The organism is Streptomyces sp. NPDC050085 (genome assembly GCF_044460595.1).
Classification (GTDB): Bacteria; Actinomycetota; Actinomycetes; order Streptomycetales; family Streptomycetaceae; genus Streptomyces.
In genome coordinates this window covers 377,907-393,318 of the sequence record NZ_JBITJZ010000004.1, presented here as the reverse complement: position 1 = coordinate 393,318, position 15,412 = coordinate 377,907, and the positions used below count along the sequence as shown (strand labels likewise).

General features: G+C 70.2%; 16 protein-coding genes. 10 read left to right on the top strand and 6 right to left on the bottom strand.

Annotation, left to right across the window (positions count from 1 at the left end):
• Positions 1–149 precede the first annotated feature (149 nt).
• Positions 150–434 (top strand): hypothetical protein, encoded by a 285-nt coding sequence (locus ACIBUY_RS17895; RefSeq protein WP_399153009.1) that lies wholly within the window; start codon positions 150–152, stop codon positions 432–434.
• Complete coding sequence (locus ACIBUY_RS17890; RefSeq protein ID WP_399153008.1) at positions 416–829, top strand: PIN domain-containing protein; 414 nt, start codon at positions 416–418, stop codon at positions 827–829. The genes ACIBUY_RS17895 and ACIBUY_RS17890 overlap by 19 nt, the downstream gene beginning before the upstream one ends.
• Before the next feature lie 16 nt (positions 830–845).
• Here the strand turns inward: ACIBUY_RS17890 and ACIBUY_RS17885 are convergent, their stop codons facing one another.
• The gene (locus tag ACIBUY_RS17885) at positions 846–1,343 is read right to left on the bottom strand and encodes a hypothetical protein (protein ID WP_399153007.1); all 498 of its coding nucleotides are present in this window, start codon (positions 1,341–1,343) and stop codon (positions 846–848) included.
• A gap of 64 nt (positions 1,344–1,407) precedes the next feature.
• Between ACIBUY_RS17885 and ACIBUY_RS17880 the strand changes: the two genes are divergently transcribed.
• Complete coding sequence (locus ACIBUY_RS17880; RefSeq protein ID WP_365569006.1) at positions 1,408–1,656, top strand: hypothetical protein; 249 nt, start codon at positions 1,408–1,410, stop codon at positions 1,654–1,656.
• A 593-nt stretch (positions 1,657–2,249) separates the two neighbouring features.
• Here the strand turns inward: ACIBUY_RS17880 and ACIBUY_RS17875 are convergent.
• The gene (locus tag ACIBUY_RS17875) at positions 2,250–2,396 is read right to left on the bottom strand and encodes a hypothetical protein (RefSeq protein ID WP_399153006.1); all 147 of its coding nucleotides are present in this window, start codon (positions 2,394–2,396) and stop codon (positions 2,250–2,252) included.
• Between the two features lie 195 nt (positions 2,397–2,591).
• Entirely contained in the window at positions 2,592–3,500 is a 909-nt protein-coding gene (locus ACIBUY_RS17870; RefSeq protein ID WP_399153005.1) for an AraC family transcriptional regulator, read from the bottom strand.
• A gap of 104 nt (positions 3,501–3,604) precedes the next feature.
• Between ACIBUY_RS17870 and ACIBUY_RS17865 the strand changes: the two genes are divergently transcribed.
• From ACIBUY_RS17865 to ACIBUY_RS17835, 7 genes are all read left to right on the top strand, one after another.
• Positions 3,605–4,363 carry a nuclear transport factor 2 family protein gene (locus ACIBUY_RS17865; protein WP_399153004.1) on the top strand — a complete coding sequence of 253 codons (759 nt, stop codon included), beginning with the start codon at positions 3,605–3,607 and terminating at the stop codon, positions 4,361–4,363.
• Between the two features lie 37 nt (positions 4,364–4,400).
• On the top strand, positions 4,401–4,727 hold the full coding sequence (locus ACIBUY_RS17860; protein WP_399153003.1) for a MoaF-related domain-containing protein: 327 nt from the start codon (positions 4,401–4,403) through the stop codon (positions 4,725–4,727).
• Between the two features lie 99 nt (positions 4,728–4,826).
• Entirely contained in the window at positions 4,827–5,765 is a 939-nt protein-coding gene (locus ACIBUY_RS17855; RefSeq protein ID WP_399153002.1) for a protein-ADP-ribose hydrolase, read from the top strand.
• Positions 5,762–6,688: an NAD-dependent protein deacetylase of SIR2 family gene (locus ACIBUY_RS17850; RefSeq protein WP_399153001.1), complete on the top strand. Its 927-nt coding sequence runs from the start codon at positions 5,762–5,764 to the stop codon at positions 6,686–6,688. The genes ACIBUY_RS17855 and ACIBUY_RS17850 overlap by 4 nt, the downstream gene beginning before the upstream one ends.
• 26 nt (positions 6,689–6,714) lie before the next feature.
• Positions 6,715–7,476 (top strand): class III extradiol ring-cleavage dioxygenase, encoded by a 762-nt coding sequence (locus ACIBUY_RS17845; protein ID WP_365569108.1) that lies wholly within the window; start codon positions 6,715–6,717, stop codon positions 7,474–7,476.
• Positions 7,477–7,735: 259 nt separating this feature from the next.
• Positions 7,736–10,198, top strand: a complete 2,463-nt coding sequence (locus tag ACIBUY_RS17840) for a hypothetical protein (RefSeq protein WP_399153000.1) — start codon at positions 7,736–7,738, stop codon at positions 10,196–10,198.
• A complete protein-coding gene (locus tag ACIBUY_RS17835) occupies positions 10,191–11,741 on the top strand; it encodes a hypothetical protein (protein ID WP_399152999.1) in 1,551 nt (516 codons plus the stop codon). Before ACIBUY_RS17840 ends, ACIBUY_RS17835 begins: the two co-directional genes overlap by 8 nt.
• A gap of 4 nt (positions 11,742–11,745) precedes the next feature.
• On the opposite strand, the gene ACIBUY_RS17830 is transcribed toward ACIBUY_RS17835, so the two are convergent.
• From ACIBUY_RS17830 to ACIBUY_RS17820, 3 genes are read right to left on the bottom strand one after another with little or no spacing between them, the layout of a single operon-like run.
• Positions 11,746–12,954: an MFS transporter gene (locus ACIBUY_RS17830; protein WP_399152998.1), complete on the bottom strand. Its 1,209-nt coding sequence runs from the start codon at positions 12,952–12,954 to the stop codon at positions 11,746–11,748.
• The gene (locus ACIBUY_RS17825; RefSeq protein WP_399152997.1) at positions 12,951–14,171 is read right to left on the bottom strand and encodes an ATP-grasp domain-containing protein; all 1,221 of its coding nucleotides are present in this window, start codon (positions 14,169–14,171) and stop codon (positions 12,951–12,953) included. The genes ACIBUY_RS17830 and ACIBUY_RS17825 overlap by 4 nt, the downstream gene beginning before the upstream one ends.
• A gap of 34 nt (positions 14,172–14,205) precedes the next feature.
• On the bottom strand, positions 14,206–15,387 hold the full coding sequence (locus ACIBUY_RS17820; protein WP_399152996.1) for an acetyl-CoA carboxylase biotin carboxylase subunit family protein: 1,182 nt from the start codon (positions 15,385–15,387) through the stop codon (positions 14,206–14,208).
• Between the last annotated feature and the right edge of the window lie 25 nt (positions 15,388–15,412).

Sequence of the window (15,412 nt, the reverse complement as noted above, 5' to 3'; positions counted from 1 at the left end):
GGCAAACATGCAGGTCAGGGAGGGTCCGACTCTTCGGGGTCGGGCCCTTGGTTTTTTCCCGTGCTGGGATTTGTGCGAGCGGGGCGCTGGCCGAGTGTGAAGGTCGTGCGGACGCGGCACTTTTCCTACTCGTTTGACACAATCGGAGGATGGGTGAGACGACGTACAGCATCGGGGAAGGCCCGGCGACGCGGGTGAGCTTGTCGCTGCCTGAGGGGACGGCGGAGGCGATTCGGGCGCGGGTGGGCAAGCGGGAGTTCTCCGCGTTCATCGCCGAGGCGGTCGAGCGTGAGTTGCGCGGGCAGGTCCTGGACGAGTACCTGGCGGACTACGAGAGCCGCAAGGGGCCGGTCTCCGAGCCGGCCCGTCAGCGGGCGCGGCAGGTCTTTGACGAGGTGTTCGCCGAGGAGACCGAGTGGCCCGCCGCAGGCTGAGTCACGAGGGGACGCTCGTCCTGGACAGCGAAGGGCTCTCGAAGCTGCTCACCGATGACGAGCAGGTGGTGGCTCTGATCGCTGAGGCGCGCTCGCGCGGCATGGAGGTCGTGATCAGTGCGCTCACCATCATCGAGGCCGTCCACGCCCGTACGAACAAGTCCCGCCTGAGCCGGGTGCTTTCCGGGCTGCGGGTCGTCCCGGTCGGTGACGAAGAGGCGAGGGCGGCCTCAAAGCTACTGATGAATGCCGGGTTGCACGGACACAAGTACGCGATCGATGCGGCCGTCGCCGAGGCCGCGCTGCGACAGCGCCGCCCCGTGGTCATGCTGACTTCCGATATTGACGACATGACCAAGCTGTGCGGCGAGCGGGTCCGGCTTGTGGCGGTGTGATTTCCCCTGGTCCGGCTCAGTAGGAGCGGGGTCCGTAGGGGCTCCACTGGCCGAGGAAAGGCTTGAGGTCGTCGCCGCTGGGCTTTGGTGGCGTGGGCAGTTTCGGCGCTGAGACCGATTCGGTGAGGATGTGGAGGTGCGCGTCCGCGAACGCCAGCCACGCCTCGGTCTCGGTTCGCTCCTGCCCGGGTGGCAGTGATGTGACGTGGTTGCGTACTGCTGCGATGTATTCGGTCGGTCGGCTGTCCTGGTGCCAGGTGTCTGCCTGTTCTCCGAGGTGTTTGACGCGGTAGGCGTGGGCGTGGGCGGCGTGGACTTCCTGCATGGCGGCTTCCCAGCGCTTTCGCTCTGCCTCTCTGGCTTTCTGGTCCGCGAGGCGTTTGCGCTCCGCGGCTTCGCCACGGAGGCCGACCTCCTGCACGATCTCGGCGAGTTGTTCTTCCAGAAGCCGGTCGGGGAGATCCGCCCATTCGCTTGCACGGTGCGGGCTGCCGCCGCGGAGTATGAAACGCAAGCGGCACGAGGGTGGCTCCGAGTGCTGCCTTATGGCCTTGTGCTTCGGTGGCGGTGATGAGGGTGTGGATGATGCGCAGGGCTCGGCCCTGGAGGGGTTTGGTCAGGCCCATGGGCTGCGGCTGCTTTTGGAGGGCGTTCACGACGGCATGGGGTTTGGAGAGTCTGGCCGGCACAGGGAGCGGGGTGAGTTCCGCGAGGCGCCAGGCAGGGATGTCGACCAGCTTGATTTCGTAGCCGCGGTGGGTGCGGTATCCGTGGAGTTCCTGCGTGTGTGGGATCTTGCCGGACTTGCGGGCGGCGTTGACCCGTGACGCCCAATTCACCGCGTGCGGGCCGGATTCGATGGGCTTGATGAGACTGCTGTCGTTCGCAGCGGCCAGTTCTTCGAGTAGCTGGTCCGCGTGGTTCGTAAGGGCCTTCGGTACGGCTCTGGGGCGTGGCGGTGCCGGTTTTCGAGCGGGCCGTTGCGGCGGTGGGGTGCTCTGCTCCACGGGGTGGATGCCGCGTTCGGCGAGGTGCTGCCGCCCCTTCTCGGTGAGGTGGGCGCTCCAATGCCCGCGGCGTTTGGTGATTTTGATGAGCCCTCGGTTCTGCAGGGCCTGTCCGCTGGTCTTGTACGTGCTGTCCGGCCAGACTCCGTCGGGACAGCCCTGGCCCACCCAGTCGAGCACGGCCTGCTGCCGCTCATTCAGGGCCTGGCGCATGTAACCTCCCGCCGTTCTCCGGGGGTGCTGACCCAGAAGCAATGCCCGCTGCTCTCACGGGAATTCGGGAGAACCGTCAAGGACCCTCGTTCGAATGAGGCGTAAGGGGAGGCGTGTTTACGGTGACCAACGGGGATGTCCCGAGGCCGCCAGTGGGGACGACGCAATTCGTACGGAGCGCCGGTGGCGGTGTGCCAGGTTCAGAACATGGTGTTGTCGTTCTGGGACGTGGGCGGGATGGCCTGAAGGACGTCGGGCCAGATCTGGTGGCAGTGCAGGATGGAGTGGTCACCCTCGGCGAAGGCGCGTTTGAACTCGACGCGTTTGCCTGGGTAGTCGGCCTGCATTCGCTCGAAGTAGTCGATGAACGCCTGCTTGCCGTCGCCGACGTGCGGGTTGTGTGCTGGATGTAGGTGTCGCCGACGTAGAGGTCGAGGGCCTCGGCGGGCCGATACTGGTTGAACATCAGGTCGTAGAACGCCTTGGCCGTGGCCTTGTTCTTCTCGGGGTCGCTCATGGGGGGGGGGGGGGGCGTAGGAGCTTCAGCCCCGTTCCTGGGTGCGGAACGCGCCGGGGGCGGTGCCGGTCTCACGAGTGAAGAACTTGCCGAAGTTGGTGGGCTCACTGAAGCCGAGGCGTCGGCTGATGGTTGCCACGGGCAGGTCGGTGTGGGCGAGGAGGCGTTTGGCCTCCAGGGCGATGTGGGCGTCGATGAGTGCCTTGGCGGTGTGGCCGGTGGCGGCCTGGCAGGCGCGGTTGAGGGTGCGCAGTGAGCAGCCGATGCGGGACGCGTAGTCGGCGGCGTTTCGGGTGGTGGCGTAGGAGCGGTCCAGTTCGTGCCTGAAGCGGCGGAAGAGGTCGCCCGTGGCTCCCGAGCCGGTGGGGGTGTCGCTGTGGGGCTGGTCCAGGCGGGTTACGCGCAGGAGCAGGGCGCCGAGCAGGAGGCGCAGCAGATCGACCGTGGCGCCGGCCGTCGCCGCCTCGCGGGTGGCGCGGCGGTATTCGGGGGCGAGCTCGTCCATGGCCCGGCCGATGCCGGCGTGCTCGTCGTCGGTGAGCTGCCAGGCGACCGGTCCGGGCAGGTGGCTCAGGAGCGGGGCGATGCGTTCCAGGCGGGGCGGGAAGGCCGCGGTGAACAGCACCAGGTCCGCCTCCAGGGCGCAGGCGGATGGGTGGAAGAGCCGGTGCACCTGCCCTGGACGGATGTGCAGCAGTGTGCCGGGCGTGCAGCAGTGCTCGACGAAATCGACCGTGACCGATGCCTGGCCACTCGTCACCAGAAGGAGCGTGTGGAAGTCGGGTCGGTGCGGCTGGGAGCGCATCTGGGCCGACAATCTGCTGGTCAGCAGGGAATATCGCGCCGCTTCCAGGCCGAGCCGCGGCCGGTCGGGGTTCTGGAAGCCCACCGCTGCGATCTCGGGCGTATCTGCTGTTTGTCCACTTTCAACCATGACGTTTCCGGATGCTACCTCGCGTTCCGGAGCCCTGACGCCGAGGATGAAGGGGACAAAGCGGGCGCCTGTGCAGAAGGGTGCCGCGGTGAAAGGAAGCAGTCATGAGCAACAAGGAAATCGTCCTGCAGGCCGCCGCCGAGCTCTTCGGGAAGAAGGACCCCTCCGCCGTGGACCGCTGGGTCGCCCCCGGCTACATCCAGCACAGCTCCCTCGCAGCCGACGGCCCCGAGGCCCTGCGCACCCTGGTCTCCTCCCTGCCGGAGGACTTCCGCTACGAGGGCGCCCGGGTGATCGCCGACGGTGACCTGGTGGCGCTGCACGGGACGTACCACGGCTTCGGGCCGCAGCCGCTGGTCGCCTTCGACCTGTTCAGGGTCGACGCGAACGGCAAGCTCGCCGAGCACTGGGACGCGCTGACCCCGCTCGTGGCGGACACCGCCTCCGGCCGCACCCAGACCGACGGTGCCGCCGAGCCTGCCGACCTGGACCGGACCGAGGCCAACCGCGCGCTCGTCCTCGACTTCGCCGAGAAGGTCCTCAAGGGCGCCGACTACTCGGTGCTGACCGACTACATCTCCACCGAGACGTATCTGCAGCACAACCCGGAGGCCGCCGACGGCCTGGACGGCTTCGGCGCCGCAGCGGCGAAGTGGGCCGAGCAGGGCAAGAACCTCATCTACAAGACCGTCCACAAGGCCGTCGCCGAGGGCGACTTGGTACTGCTGCAGTCCGAGGGCGAGTTCGGTGTCCCGGTCGCCTACTGGGACCTGTTCCGCGTCGCCGACGGCAAGATCGTCGAGCACTGGGACGTCATCGCCCCCGTCCCCGCCGAACTGCCGCACACCAACGGCCTGTTCTGACCACCCGCACCCACGTACCAGTGGCAGGAGAAGCACCATGAGTGCCCTCACCTACGCGGGCCGGACCTTCGTCTTCCGGGTGGACAACGGAGTCGTCTTCCGCAACACCTACTCGCCCGACGGCACGGGCCTGCGCTACGAGACCCTCGAAGGCCCCGCCAAGGGCGCGGTCGAGAGTGTCGCGCTGCATGCCGCCGAGGTCGCCCCCGGCCTCTTCCTGATCGGCTGGGTCGAGAAGTCCGGCATGACCGTCACCCACGTCATGAACCTCAACACCCTCACCGTCCACGCCTTTTGGACGTACGAGAACGACGGCGCCGGCCGCGCCGCCGAACTCCATACCGGAACCCTCGAACCGGTCTGAACCGGCCCACCCACGTCCGTCGCCCTCCCGTCCGTCCAGCACGACGACGTCAGGAGGGCGGGGGAGGGGTCGCCTTGCCCGCCCCCCTTGGAGAACACCGTGCTGCAGCTCGCCGCATACCGTGACGCGATCGCCCTGGACGAGCCGTTCCGGCCCGCCGCCGCTGCGGCCCCCGCCGACTCCCTGCCGCACCTGCTGCGCGTCGCGCTGCACCTGCTCGGCAGAGACCCGGCCGTCACTGCCGGCGGCCTGTGGCCCGAAGACCCGCACGACCTGGACCGCCTCGCCGACACCCAGGCGCGGCAGCTGCTGCGCGCCGCTCTGACCGTGCGGCCCCCGCACCCGTTGCCGCCGGGCGCGGCCCGCGCCCTGGACGCGCTCCTCGGCGGCGAACGCCAAGCCCGACCCCTCACGGACCCGGCCGAACTGCCCACCCTGGCGCAGCAGTTCCCGCACACCACCTACCCGGCGGCCGACCGCACCGCACTGTGGCAAGGCGACATCACCACCCTCGCCGCGGACGCAATCGTGAACGCCGCCAACAGCGCCCTGCTCGGCTGCTTCGTCCCGCTGCACCCCTGCATCGACAACGCCATCCACACAGCGGCCGGGCCCCGCCTGCGCGACGACTGCCACCGGATCATGACCCTGCAGGGCGGCCCCGAACCCACCGGCACCGCCAAGATCACCCGCGGCTACCAGCTGCCCGCCCGCTACGTCCTGCACACCGTCGGCCCCATCGTCGACGGCACGCTGCGCCCCGCACACCAAGAGGCGCTGGCCGCCTCGTACCGCGCCTGCCTCGACCTCGCCGCCGAGACCGGCACCATCCGAACCGTCGCGTTCTGCTCGGTGAGCACCGGCGTCTTCGGCTACCCCAAGCAGCAGGCCGCCCGCACCGCACTGGACGCCGTCGCCGACTGGCTCAAGCAGCACCCCGACCGCCTGCAGCGCGTGATCTTCAACGTGTACGCCGACGACGACCACGCCGCGTACACGGACGCCCTGACCACCCCAGAAAGAACCCCGGCCCCATGAACCGCCACACCCCACCCACCGCCGCGTCCACCGTCCCGCCGCCCGTCGATCCGGAGCTGGACCGCACGGCCGCCACCGTCCGCGCCTGGCTCGACGAGGCCGACCGTGTCCTGGTCACCGCCGGAGCCGGACTGAGCGCCGCCGCCGGATACGACTACACCGACACCGCCCGCTTCCGGGAACTCTTCCCCGCCCTGCACCGGCTCGGACTGCGCTCCCGCTACCTGGTCGGCGTGCCCCTGCCGCCCGAACTGCTGTGGGGCTACTGGGCCGTCCACATCGACGACATCCGCTACGGCCCGGTCCCCAACCCCCTCTACCGGCAACTCCGTTCCCTGATCGGGACGAAGGACCACTGGGTGATGACCTCCAACGTGGACGCCCTCTTCGCCCGCAACGGCTTCGACCCGGACCGGGTCTTCACCCCGCAAGGCGACTACGGCCGCTACCAGTGCACCACCCCCTGCACCCCCACCATCTGGGACAGCAAGCCCCTCGTCGACCGGCTGCTTACCTCGTACGATCCGGCCAGCGGTGCGATCACCGACCCCGTCACCCTGCCCACCTGCCCGAACTGCGGCGGCAACGTGGAGATCAACGTCCGCATCGGCCCCGAGTTCATCGACACCCCTTACCTCCCCGCAGGCCACCGCCTCCAGGAATGGCTGAACACCGCCCCCGCCGACACCCGGCTCCTGGTCCTCGAGCTCGGCGCCGGCTTCAACACTCCCGGCGTCATCCGGTGGCCCGGAGAACATCTCACCCGCGCCTTTCCCCACGCCCGCCTCATCCGCGTCAACCCCACCCACCCCGAGGTCCCGGCGGACCTCTCCGAGCGCGCACTGCCCGTCCCGGCCGGAGCCGGTCAACTCCTCGGTGCCCTCACCACTTTGCCCACCAGCACGAAAAGGCACCCGTCGTGAACACCTCCACCCCCACCCCTGAGCGCATGCCCGCGCTCTACCTCTCCCACGGCGCCCCGCCGCTGGCCGACGACGCCCTGTGGCCCGGCCAGCTCGCCGCCTGGTCCGCAGACCTGCCCCGCCCCAAGGCGATCCTCATGGTCTCCGCGCACTGGGAAGAGGCCCCGCTCGCCCTCGGTGCCACCCGGACCGTGCCCCTCGTCTACGACTTCTGGGGCTTCCCCGAGCACTACTACCAGGTGACGTACGCAGCCCCCGGCGCACCCGAACTCGCCGACTCCGTACGCAAGTTGCTGCGAGCTCCCGGCATCCCGGTGCAGGACGTCCCCGACCGCGGCCTCGACCACGGCGCATACGTCCCGCTCGTCGAGATGTACCCGGACGCCGACATCCCCGTCCTCCAGGTCTCCATGCCGACGCTCGACCCGCAGAGGCTCATGGACATCGGCCGCAAGCTCGCACCGCTGCGCGACGAAGGCGTCCTGATCGTCGGCTCCGGCTTCTTCACACACAACCTCGCCGCGCTACGCCAGGGCGGCATCCCCTCCTGGTCGGCGGAGTTCGACGACTGGGGGCACCGGGCCCTGGACGCCGGCGACGTGGACGCCCTGCTCGACTTCACCCACAAGTCCCCGGCCGGAACCCTCGCGCACCCGCGAACCGAGCACTTCGCGCCGCTGTTCGTCACGCTGGGCGCAGCCGACGCCTCCGGCGAACTGGACACCCAGCGCTCCGCGATCGACGGATTCTGGCTGGGGCTCGCCAAGAGGTCCGTGCAGTTCGGCTGACCCGGATCTGCTGTATACCGTTGGCGGTCCTGAACCCTCTTGTACTTTGCCGGGAATCCCGTGCTGGGACGGTGCTGGGATGCGCCCGCATTTCCGCAGGTCACAGCCTTGTGGTGGAGTTCCGCTTCAACGTGTAGTGCCTGAACCCGACGTGTAGTACCTCAACTTCAAGGCAGGGGCCGGACCTTCGGGTCCGGCCCCTGGTCTTTCTCTCGCCGAGCCCTACTCTCCCCATAGGGGATATGGGGGGTGAGAGGTCATGGAACAGGAGATCTTTCGTTTTCTGGCGGTTCGGGCCCCGTTGCCGTTGGCCCGTGATCTCTGGCTTCAGGTGCGGACGAGCCGGCCCGATGCCAAGGTCGACGAGCCGCCTGTCGACATCGTCGAGCCCGTCGAGGTGCTGGCGGAGGCCGACCGCTGGCTGGCCGGGGCGGGGGACCGGCGGGCCTTCGAGGAGATCGACCAGTGGCTGGTGAAGCGGCTCAGGCTGGGCGATCCCAAGAAGGCTCGCGGGGTGCGGTCGCTGGTGGCGAGTCCGTCGTACCGTACGGCCCGCGCTTCGATCGCGCAGCGCCTCGTCGACGGGGTGACGACGGACGAGGCGGCCGTGCGGCTGCTGCTCGTCTGCGGGCTGTTCGAGCGGCTCGCCGTACCGCAGGAGCGGGCCGCGCTGCCCGATGCGCAGGCCGTCGCCGACTGGCTGGCGACGGCCCTCGTCACCGTGGACGGGCCGCCCGTGGCCGCCGCCGAGGAACCCCGCGGCGACGAGGCCCGTTTCGCGCTCGGTCGGAGTCTCCGGGACGCGGACAGGGACGGTGGTGAGGGCGAGGGTGAGGGCGAGGGCGAGGGTGAGTGGCTGCCGTACATGGCTCTTGCCCGGCCGCCCGCTGTTGGTGAAGTCGTCGTCGTGGAGCGGGAGTTGACCGGCTACGAGCCGGGTGAAGTGGCCGACGTCGAGAACGTGCTCGCGGGTGAGTCCAAGGTGCACGACGACCGGGACCTGGAGTTGTCGGAGCAGACCGAGACGGAGGAGAGCGAGCGGACGACCACGAAGCTCGACTCGTTCGAGTCCCGTGAGGAGTCGCGGATGCGCTCCGAGGCCGAGCAGGTCATCAGCAGCGACTCCCGCTTCGAGCTGTCCCTCAACCTGGAGGCGCAGTACCCGCCGTACGTGAAACTGACGGCGGACACCGGGCTTCAGCTCAACTCCAGCCGGTCGCAGACGGATCGTACGACGTCGGAGATCGCCCACGAGGTCGCCACCAGGACGGTCAAGTCGGTGACGGACCGCACCCTGTCGAGCCGTTCCTCGATGACGAGGAGGGAGCGCGAACGGCGCTTCAGGCACCGCTTCGAGGCGACGGACGAGAACGTCGTCGGCGTCTACCGCTTCCTGGACGCCGTGTGGACGGCGCGCAGTGTCCGCCACGATCCGCCGCGGCTGCTCTGCGAGTTCGTCGTTCCCGAGCCCGCCGCCTGGATCAAGAAGGTGCTCGCCGACCGGCCCGCGGTCACCGTCGAGGTCGACGAACCGGCCGAGCCGTTGATCGGCGCGGACAGCAGGCCGCTGGCCCCGGCCGACATCACCCGCGACAACTGGTCGGCGCTGGCGGGCACTTACCGTACGACGGGTGTCCCCGCCCCGCCCGCCGCCCGCGTGGTCGTCTCGCGGACCGTCAAGTCCGCCCGGACCCCCGCCGACAAGTGGGAGATCGACGAGGCGCGCTTCGACTCCAGCGACACGCTCGCCGTGCCCGAGGGGTACGAGGCGATCGAGTGCAAGGTCGTCGTCATGGGCGTGTTCGGGAACATGTTCGGCAACGACGAGGTGCCCCGTCTCGTCATCGCGGTCGGCAACTCCGATCCCACGGAGAAGCTCACGGGCGGCAAGGAGTTCTTCAACACGGTGGCGACGCTGGCCCTGGAGAACGTCACCGACGTGGTGCCCGTCGCCGTGGAACAGATCTCCGGGTACGGGTTCGTGGGCCTCGCCAGCATCGTGTGCACACCGACCGCCGAGGCCATGGACCGCTGGCGGGCCGCGGTGCACGCCCGCATCTGGGCCGCGTACCGCCTGGCCAAGGAGCAGTACGACGCCCGGGTCGAGGAGGCCGAGGCGCTGGCGGGCCCGCCGCCCGCGGGGCTGCGCTCCAGCGAGGCCCGCCGGATCGTCGAGGCGGAGCTGCGGCGCATCTGCCTGTACATGCTCGCGGGCGGCAAGGACTTCCCGCGCGCCACCGGCACGGAGCTCCTCACCGGCGACTTCCTCACCCCGAGCCTCGCCACCAACGCCGCCGAGCGCGAGCGGATCCTCTTCCTGGAGCAGGCCTTCGACTGGCGCCTCATCCAGTACGTGCCCTACCCCTACTACTGGGGGCGGCAGCAGGAGTGGCAGCGCCTTGCGCTCGAGGACGGGCCCGACGCGATGCTCGCCGAGTTCGAACGGGCCGGTGCGGTACGGGTGATGGTGCCGGTGCGCGAGAAGTTCGACCTGGCCGCCCTGCATTATCTGCAGAAGGGCGAGGTCTGGAACGGCACCCGCCCGCCGATGGACTTCCACGATCCGCTGTACGTGTCGATCGCCCTGGAGATCAGCGAGCAGATCGGCCGCCCGCGCACGGGCACGCTCCTGGAGACCTGGCGGTTCAGGCTGCCCACCCCGCACCTGGCGCTCGGCCAACTGCCCGAGGTGCCCGAGGTGCCCGAGGTGTCCCATGAGTGACGCAGGCTCAGGCGGTACGCCCGCCGAAGGCGACGTCGACTTCGACGCCATCGGCCGCACCCTGGTGTTCGCGCTGCTCAGCCCGGGCGCCGGCGACGGCCCCGACCAGACCCTCACCCGCGACCTGGGCCACTACTTCGGTCAATCCCTGGGCCTGGTCGTCGACTTGATGGTGCAGGCGAAGGTCGGCGCGACCCCCGAGGAGACGCTCCGCCTCGTCCTCGGCCTCTCTGCCCAGGAGTTCCCGACCGCCGCCGACCTCGCGTCGGCGGCGGGAGCGGTCCTCGCGCTCGCGGTACGGGAGAACGCGGGCACGCTGGTGGAGATCGCCGAGGAGGATCTGGAGGGCGGCGACCCGGGCGAGGCGGCGCTCGACAAGGACGACCGTGCCGCCCTCCAGCAGGCGGGCATCGCCGCACCGGTCGCCGTCCCGGGGGCCTCGTGGACCCTCGCCAACGCGATCAAGTGGCTCGACGCCTGCCTCGGTGAGGCCGACATCGAGCCGTGGCGCAAACGCTTCGCCTGGGCCACCGCGTTCAGCGCCGCGTCCCTGGCCGCGGAGGTCCTCCCCATGGTGGACGAGGCCTCCACCAGCGACGGCAACCGCGTGCACAACGCCATCCAGTCGCGCTTCCGTACGCACTACGGCCCCTCCGCGGTGAACCCCAGCGAGATCCTCATCGAGCGCACCATCCACCGTGCCGCCGGGACCATCACCCTGTCCAAGGCGCGTGGCGAGAACGCCCGCTACCGCCGCCTGTGGCTGGCGATGCGCAGCCCGCGCTTCACCCGCGGTTCGCTCCGCCTCGACCTCGCCGACCTCGGCGCCATGCACCTGTGGGAGGTCAAACCGATGCCGGGCCTTGCCCAGGGCGTGGTGCAGATCTTCTACTACTCGTGCGCGTACAACTGCCTGGCCGCGGCCCAGGGGGCGCCCGAACGACTCATCCCCGCGCCGCTGCCGCTGGCGCCGACAGTCACTAGGCCCATCCGGCTCGCCCAGTCCAGCGGCGGCCGGATGCGATTCGCGTTCCCCTTCGAGATCAAGGAGCTGCCCGGTCTCGTCGGCTACGTCATCATCGTCTTCCCCTCGGTCAAGGACATGCAGACCGTCGCGATCCTGGAGATGATGCGCCGACTGGCCAAGGAACTGCGCAGGCTGCGCGGCACACAGGCCCCGGCGTCGGGAGAGATCGGGCTCTCGGCGGCGACGGTCTTCACGATCATCGCCGCGGTGGTCCTCGTCGGAGCCGTGGCCGCCGCGGGCCCGGCCGCCGTCGCCGCGCTGGCCGCGGCCGCCGCCCGCGTGGCCGTCCCGGTCGCGACCGGTACGGGCCTGCTGGGACCCCGGGCCTTCGGCGCCGAACCGACTCCGGGTGACGCGCCGCCGCCCGGAGCGGGGCCCTTCGGGCAGCAGCCGATCACGCTCCGGACGTTCGCGGGTCCCGTGGTGTGCGAGGACGCGACCCAACTCCTCGCCGTGCTCCAGGCGTTGGCGACGATGATGTTCCTGGGGGCCGGTCCGGGGGGCGGGATGCAATGACCGGCTAGGCCTCTGTCGGCCCGGCGCGCAAGCCCTTGCGCAGTGCCCCCGTGACCAGCAGCGACAGCACCGCCATCAGGGCCATCGCCCAGCCCACCGACCGTGCGGGGCCGAGGAGTTGGGCGGTGGTGCCGGCCAGGAGGGCGCCTGCTGCCTGGCCCACCATCAGGCCCGTTCCCGACAGGCCGAACGCCTGGCCGCGGATGTCCTCGCGGGTCAGCCGCACCAGCCGTTCCTGCAGCGGGAGCGACGCGGAGAAGCCGAAGGCGGAGAGGCCGACGAGGGTCGCCGCCATGGGGATCGGCAGGGAGAGGGGGAACACCAGGAACGGTGCCGCGAGCAGCAGCCGCAGCGGCAGGACCAGGCGGTCGCGCACGGATTCCGGGACGAAGCGGCCCACGACGATGTCGCCGAGGAGCATGCCGATCGCGCCCGCCGCGAGGAGATAGCCCGCGTGCCCGGTGGCGTACGGGATGAAGAGGGCCTCGCAGCCGACGACCAGGCCGTTGGGCACCCACATCATCAGCAGGAGGGGGCGGACGGTGGGCGAGGTGAACAGTTCGCGGTTGATGCGGCGGCTGCGCTCGACCACCTTTCCCTTCGCCCGCGGCGGGCGGTCGGTCAGGCCGCAGCGCGCGGTGATGCCCGCGGTGACGCCGGCCAGCGCGGCGAGCGCGAACAGCCAGGACGGCGACATCAGGGCGAGCAGCAGGGCGCCGACGGCGTTGCCGATGACCTGCATGCCTCCGACGGTGATGTTCATGGTGGCCCGCGCGAGGACGTACGCGTCCTTCGGCACGATCTCCGACAGCAGGGCGAGGACGGTGCCCGACGTCGCGGCCATCGCCACGTATCCGCCGGCCAGGATCAGGAACCGCGCCCACCAGGCGAGGCCCGGCAGTGACTGAAGAGTGGCGGTCAGGGTCGCGATGACCGCCATGAGGACCATGGCGGTGCGCGGGCGCAGCAGGTCGGAGGTCGCCAACAGGTAGCGGGCGGTGAGGAGTTGGACCAGGGGCCCGCCGAAGAGGGAGAGCGCGGTGAGGAACGGCGAGCCCGTCTGGTCGTACATCACCGTGCCGAGCGCGAGGCCGGAGACGACGACGCCCGTCATCGTGAACAGCCGGACCAGGAAGAGGACGCGGAACTCCCGGATCGCGAAGATCTCGCGGTACGTCGTCAGGCGCGCCGTCGGTGCCTGTGGTGTCGTCATGCTGTGCGCGCCGGGGGAGTGATGTCGATGCGTACGCCGTCGGTGACGTCGCGGCAGATGCCGATCGCCTGCGCGGCGGTCGGTGCCGCGGCGAGTACGTAGCCGGAGCGGGTGCCGGAGCTGCGGACCGGCTGCACGGTGTCGCCCGACTTCAGGGGCAGGTGCAGCTTGAGCACGCCGGGCAGGCCCTGCCACCGCTGGACGCCGGTGACCGCGGTGACCCTGCCCGGCGGGGGAGTGAAGAACCGGACGGCGGCCGCGCCAGGAACCGCGGTCGTGGCCGGGGCCGGCGTGGTCCGGTCGAGGGCCCATTGGACGGTCATGTCGAGCAGGTCGTGCCCGGTGGCCTGCCGGACGAGCGTGGCGATGGAGTCGCCGCCGACCCGGGTGTGCGTCTCGATGACCTCGGGGCCCGTCGGCGTCAGGCGCAGCTCGGTGTGGCTGACGCCGTCGGTGATGCCCATGACGTCCAGGAACTCGGCGACGTACCCCTTGATCGTCGTCTCGGCGGCGGAGTCGATCTGCGCCGGGACGACGTGGCCGACCTCCACGAACGGGTTCGCCGGGTCCTCGTCGTGCGTGAACTTGCCGGTGATGGCGACCACTTGGTGTTCGCCGGCGCGGCTGAACGCCTCCACCGAGTACTCCGCGCCGGACAGGAACGGCTCGGCGACGTACGTGTCCCCGCCCGCCGGCGGCAGGACCACGTCCTCGGCCCGGCGGAAGCAGGCGACGTGCTCGCTGCCCTGGCCGTGCCGGGGCTTCACGATCACCGGATAGCCGTGCTCGGCCGCGAACTCCCGTATGTCGTCCGCGTGTTGTACGGCGGCGGAGGCGACGGCGGAGAAGCCCTTGTCCCGCAGCCAGGTGCGCATGGCGGCCTTGTCCCGCGTCCGTTCGACGACGGCCGGCGGTACGCCGGGCACGCCGAGCGCCTCGGCGATGCGGGCCGCGGGGAGCAGGCCCTGCTCCGTGAGAGAGAGCACCGCGGTGAACGGGGCCTCGGCGTGCATCGCCCGCAGTGCCGGGAGCAGCGACGGGTCGTCGTACTCGGTCAGCACCGTGCGCTTCGCGGTGCGGACCAGCGCCTGCTCGTACCGTGCCGGTGTGTCGACCAGCGTGATCTCCGCGCCGGACGCGCGCAGCCGGTCGCAGAGGCCGGGGCCGCCGCCCACCACGACGACCTGCTTCGGCCCGTTCAAGTCCCTTGGTTCCATGGCTAGTTCCAGTTCCAGTTCCGGTTCCGGTTCATCAGTGCGTGCGGATGTACGTGTCGAGGTCGCTCAGCGCGTCGCCGCGCAGCACCGCGTGGCCGAGCCGCCGGTTCACGGAGAAGTGCTCCGCGCCCGGCACGGTGTTGCCGTCGTCGCGGACGTCGTACACCACCTCGACGCTCTGCGGCCGTGCCGTCTCCGCGCGTTCGGCGAAGTGGAAGCGGATGCCGTGCCAGGTCCCGCGCGGGCCGGGCTCGGGCGCCTTCCAGTCGAGGCCCAACCGGGCGTACAGGAAGGCCTCTTCGAGGTGCAGTCCGTGCTGCAGCTCGACGATCTCCGGTACGTGGCCGCCGACGGGACGGGCCGCGGCCTCGATCACGCTGATCCGCTCGTCGTCCATCTTGAACTCGATGTGCATCACGCCCTGCGGCATGCCCCAGCTCTTCGCGATGCGTTCGGCGGCGCCGAGCAGCGTCTCCCGGTGCTGGTCGGGGATGTCGCTGCCCGAGATGTGGCCGATCTCGTGGCAGATCGGCGGCGCCGACAGGAACTTCTGCGTCAGTGCGTGGGCGACGACCTTCTCGTCCTGCACGACGCACTCGAGGCTGAACTCCGGTCCGTCCGCGTACTCCTCGACGAGCGCGCCCTGCGTGTAGGCGAGGTTGGTCAGCCGCGACTTCTTGAAGTCCAGCATCTTCGCGAGGGTCTCCTCGACCTCGGCCTGCGTGTGGCACTTGCGCACGAACAGGCTCATCGCCATGTCGATCGGCTTCACGATCACCGGGAACGTGACGCTCTGCCAGTCGAACTCCCGGCTCTCCTCCAGGGAGTTGAGCCGGGTGATCACCTGCGGCTGCGGGACGCCGTACTGCCCGAAGGCCTCCCGCATCAGCGCCTTGTCCCGCGAGGCCCGGATCGCGGTGACGTCGTTGTGGTACAGGCCCAGCTCCCGTGCGAGCACGTCCGCCGCGATGACCGCGAACTCGTTGCCCGCCACCACCGCGTCGAAGCGGCGGGCCCCGATCTGCGCCAGCAGGTCCTGCGGGGAGTTCGTCAGCTCCGGCACTCTGATCCACTCGTGCAGGCCGGGGGTCCCGTCCCCGACCGTCGAGCTGTCGATCGTGACGATCGTCAGCCGCCACTTCTCGCGGTCGCAGACCGCGGCGACACGGTTCAGCGACCACGAGGAGACCGGGTGGAGCAGAAGGACATGCTGCATGTCAGGCACCTTTGGATGTGAGGGG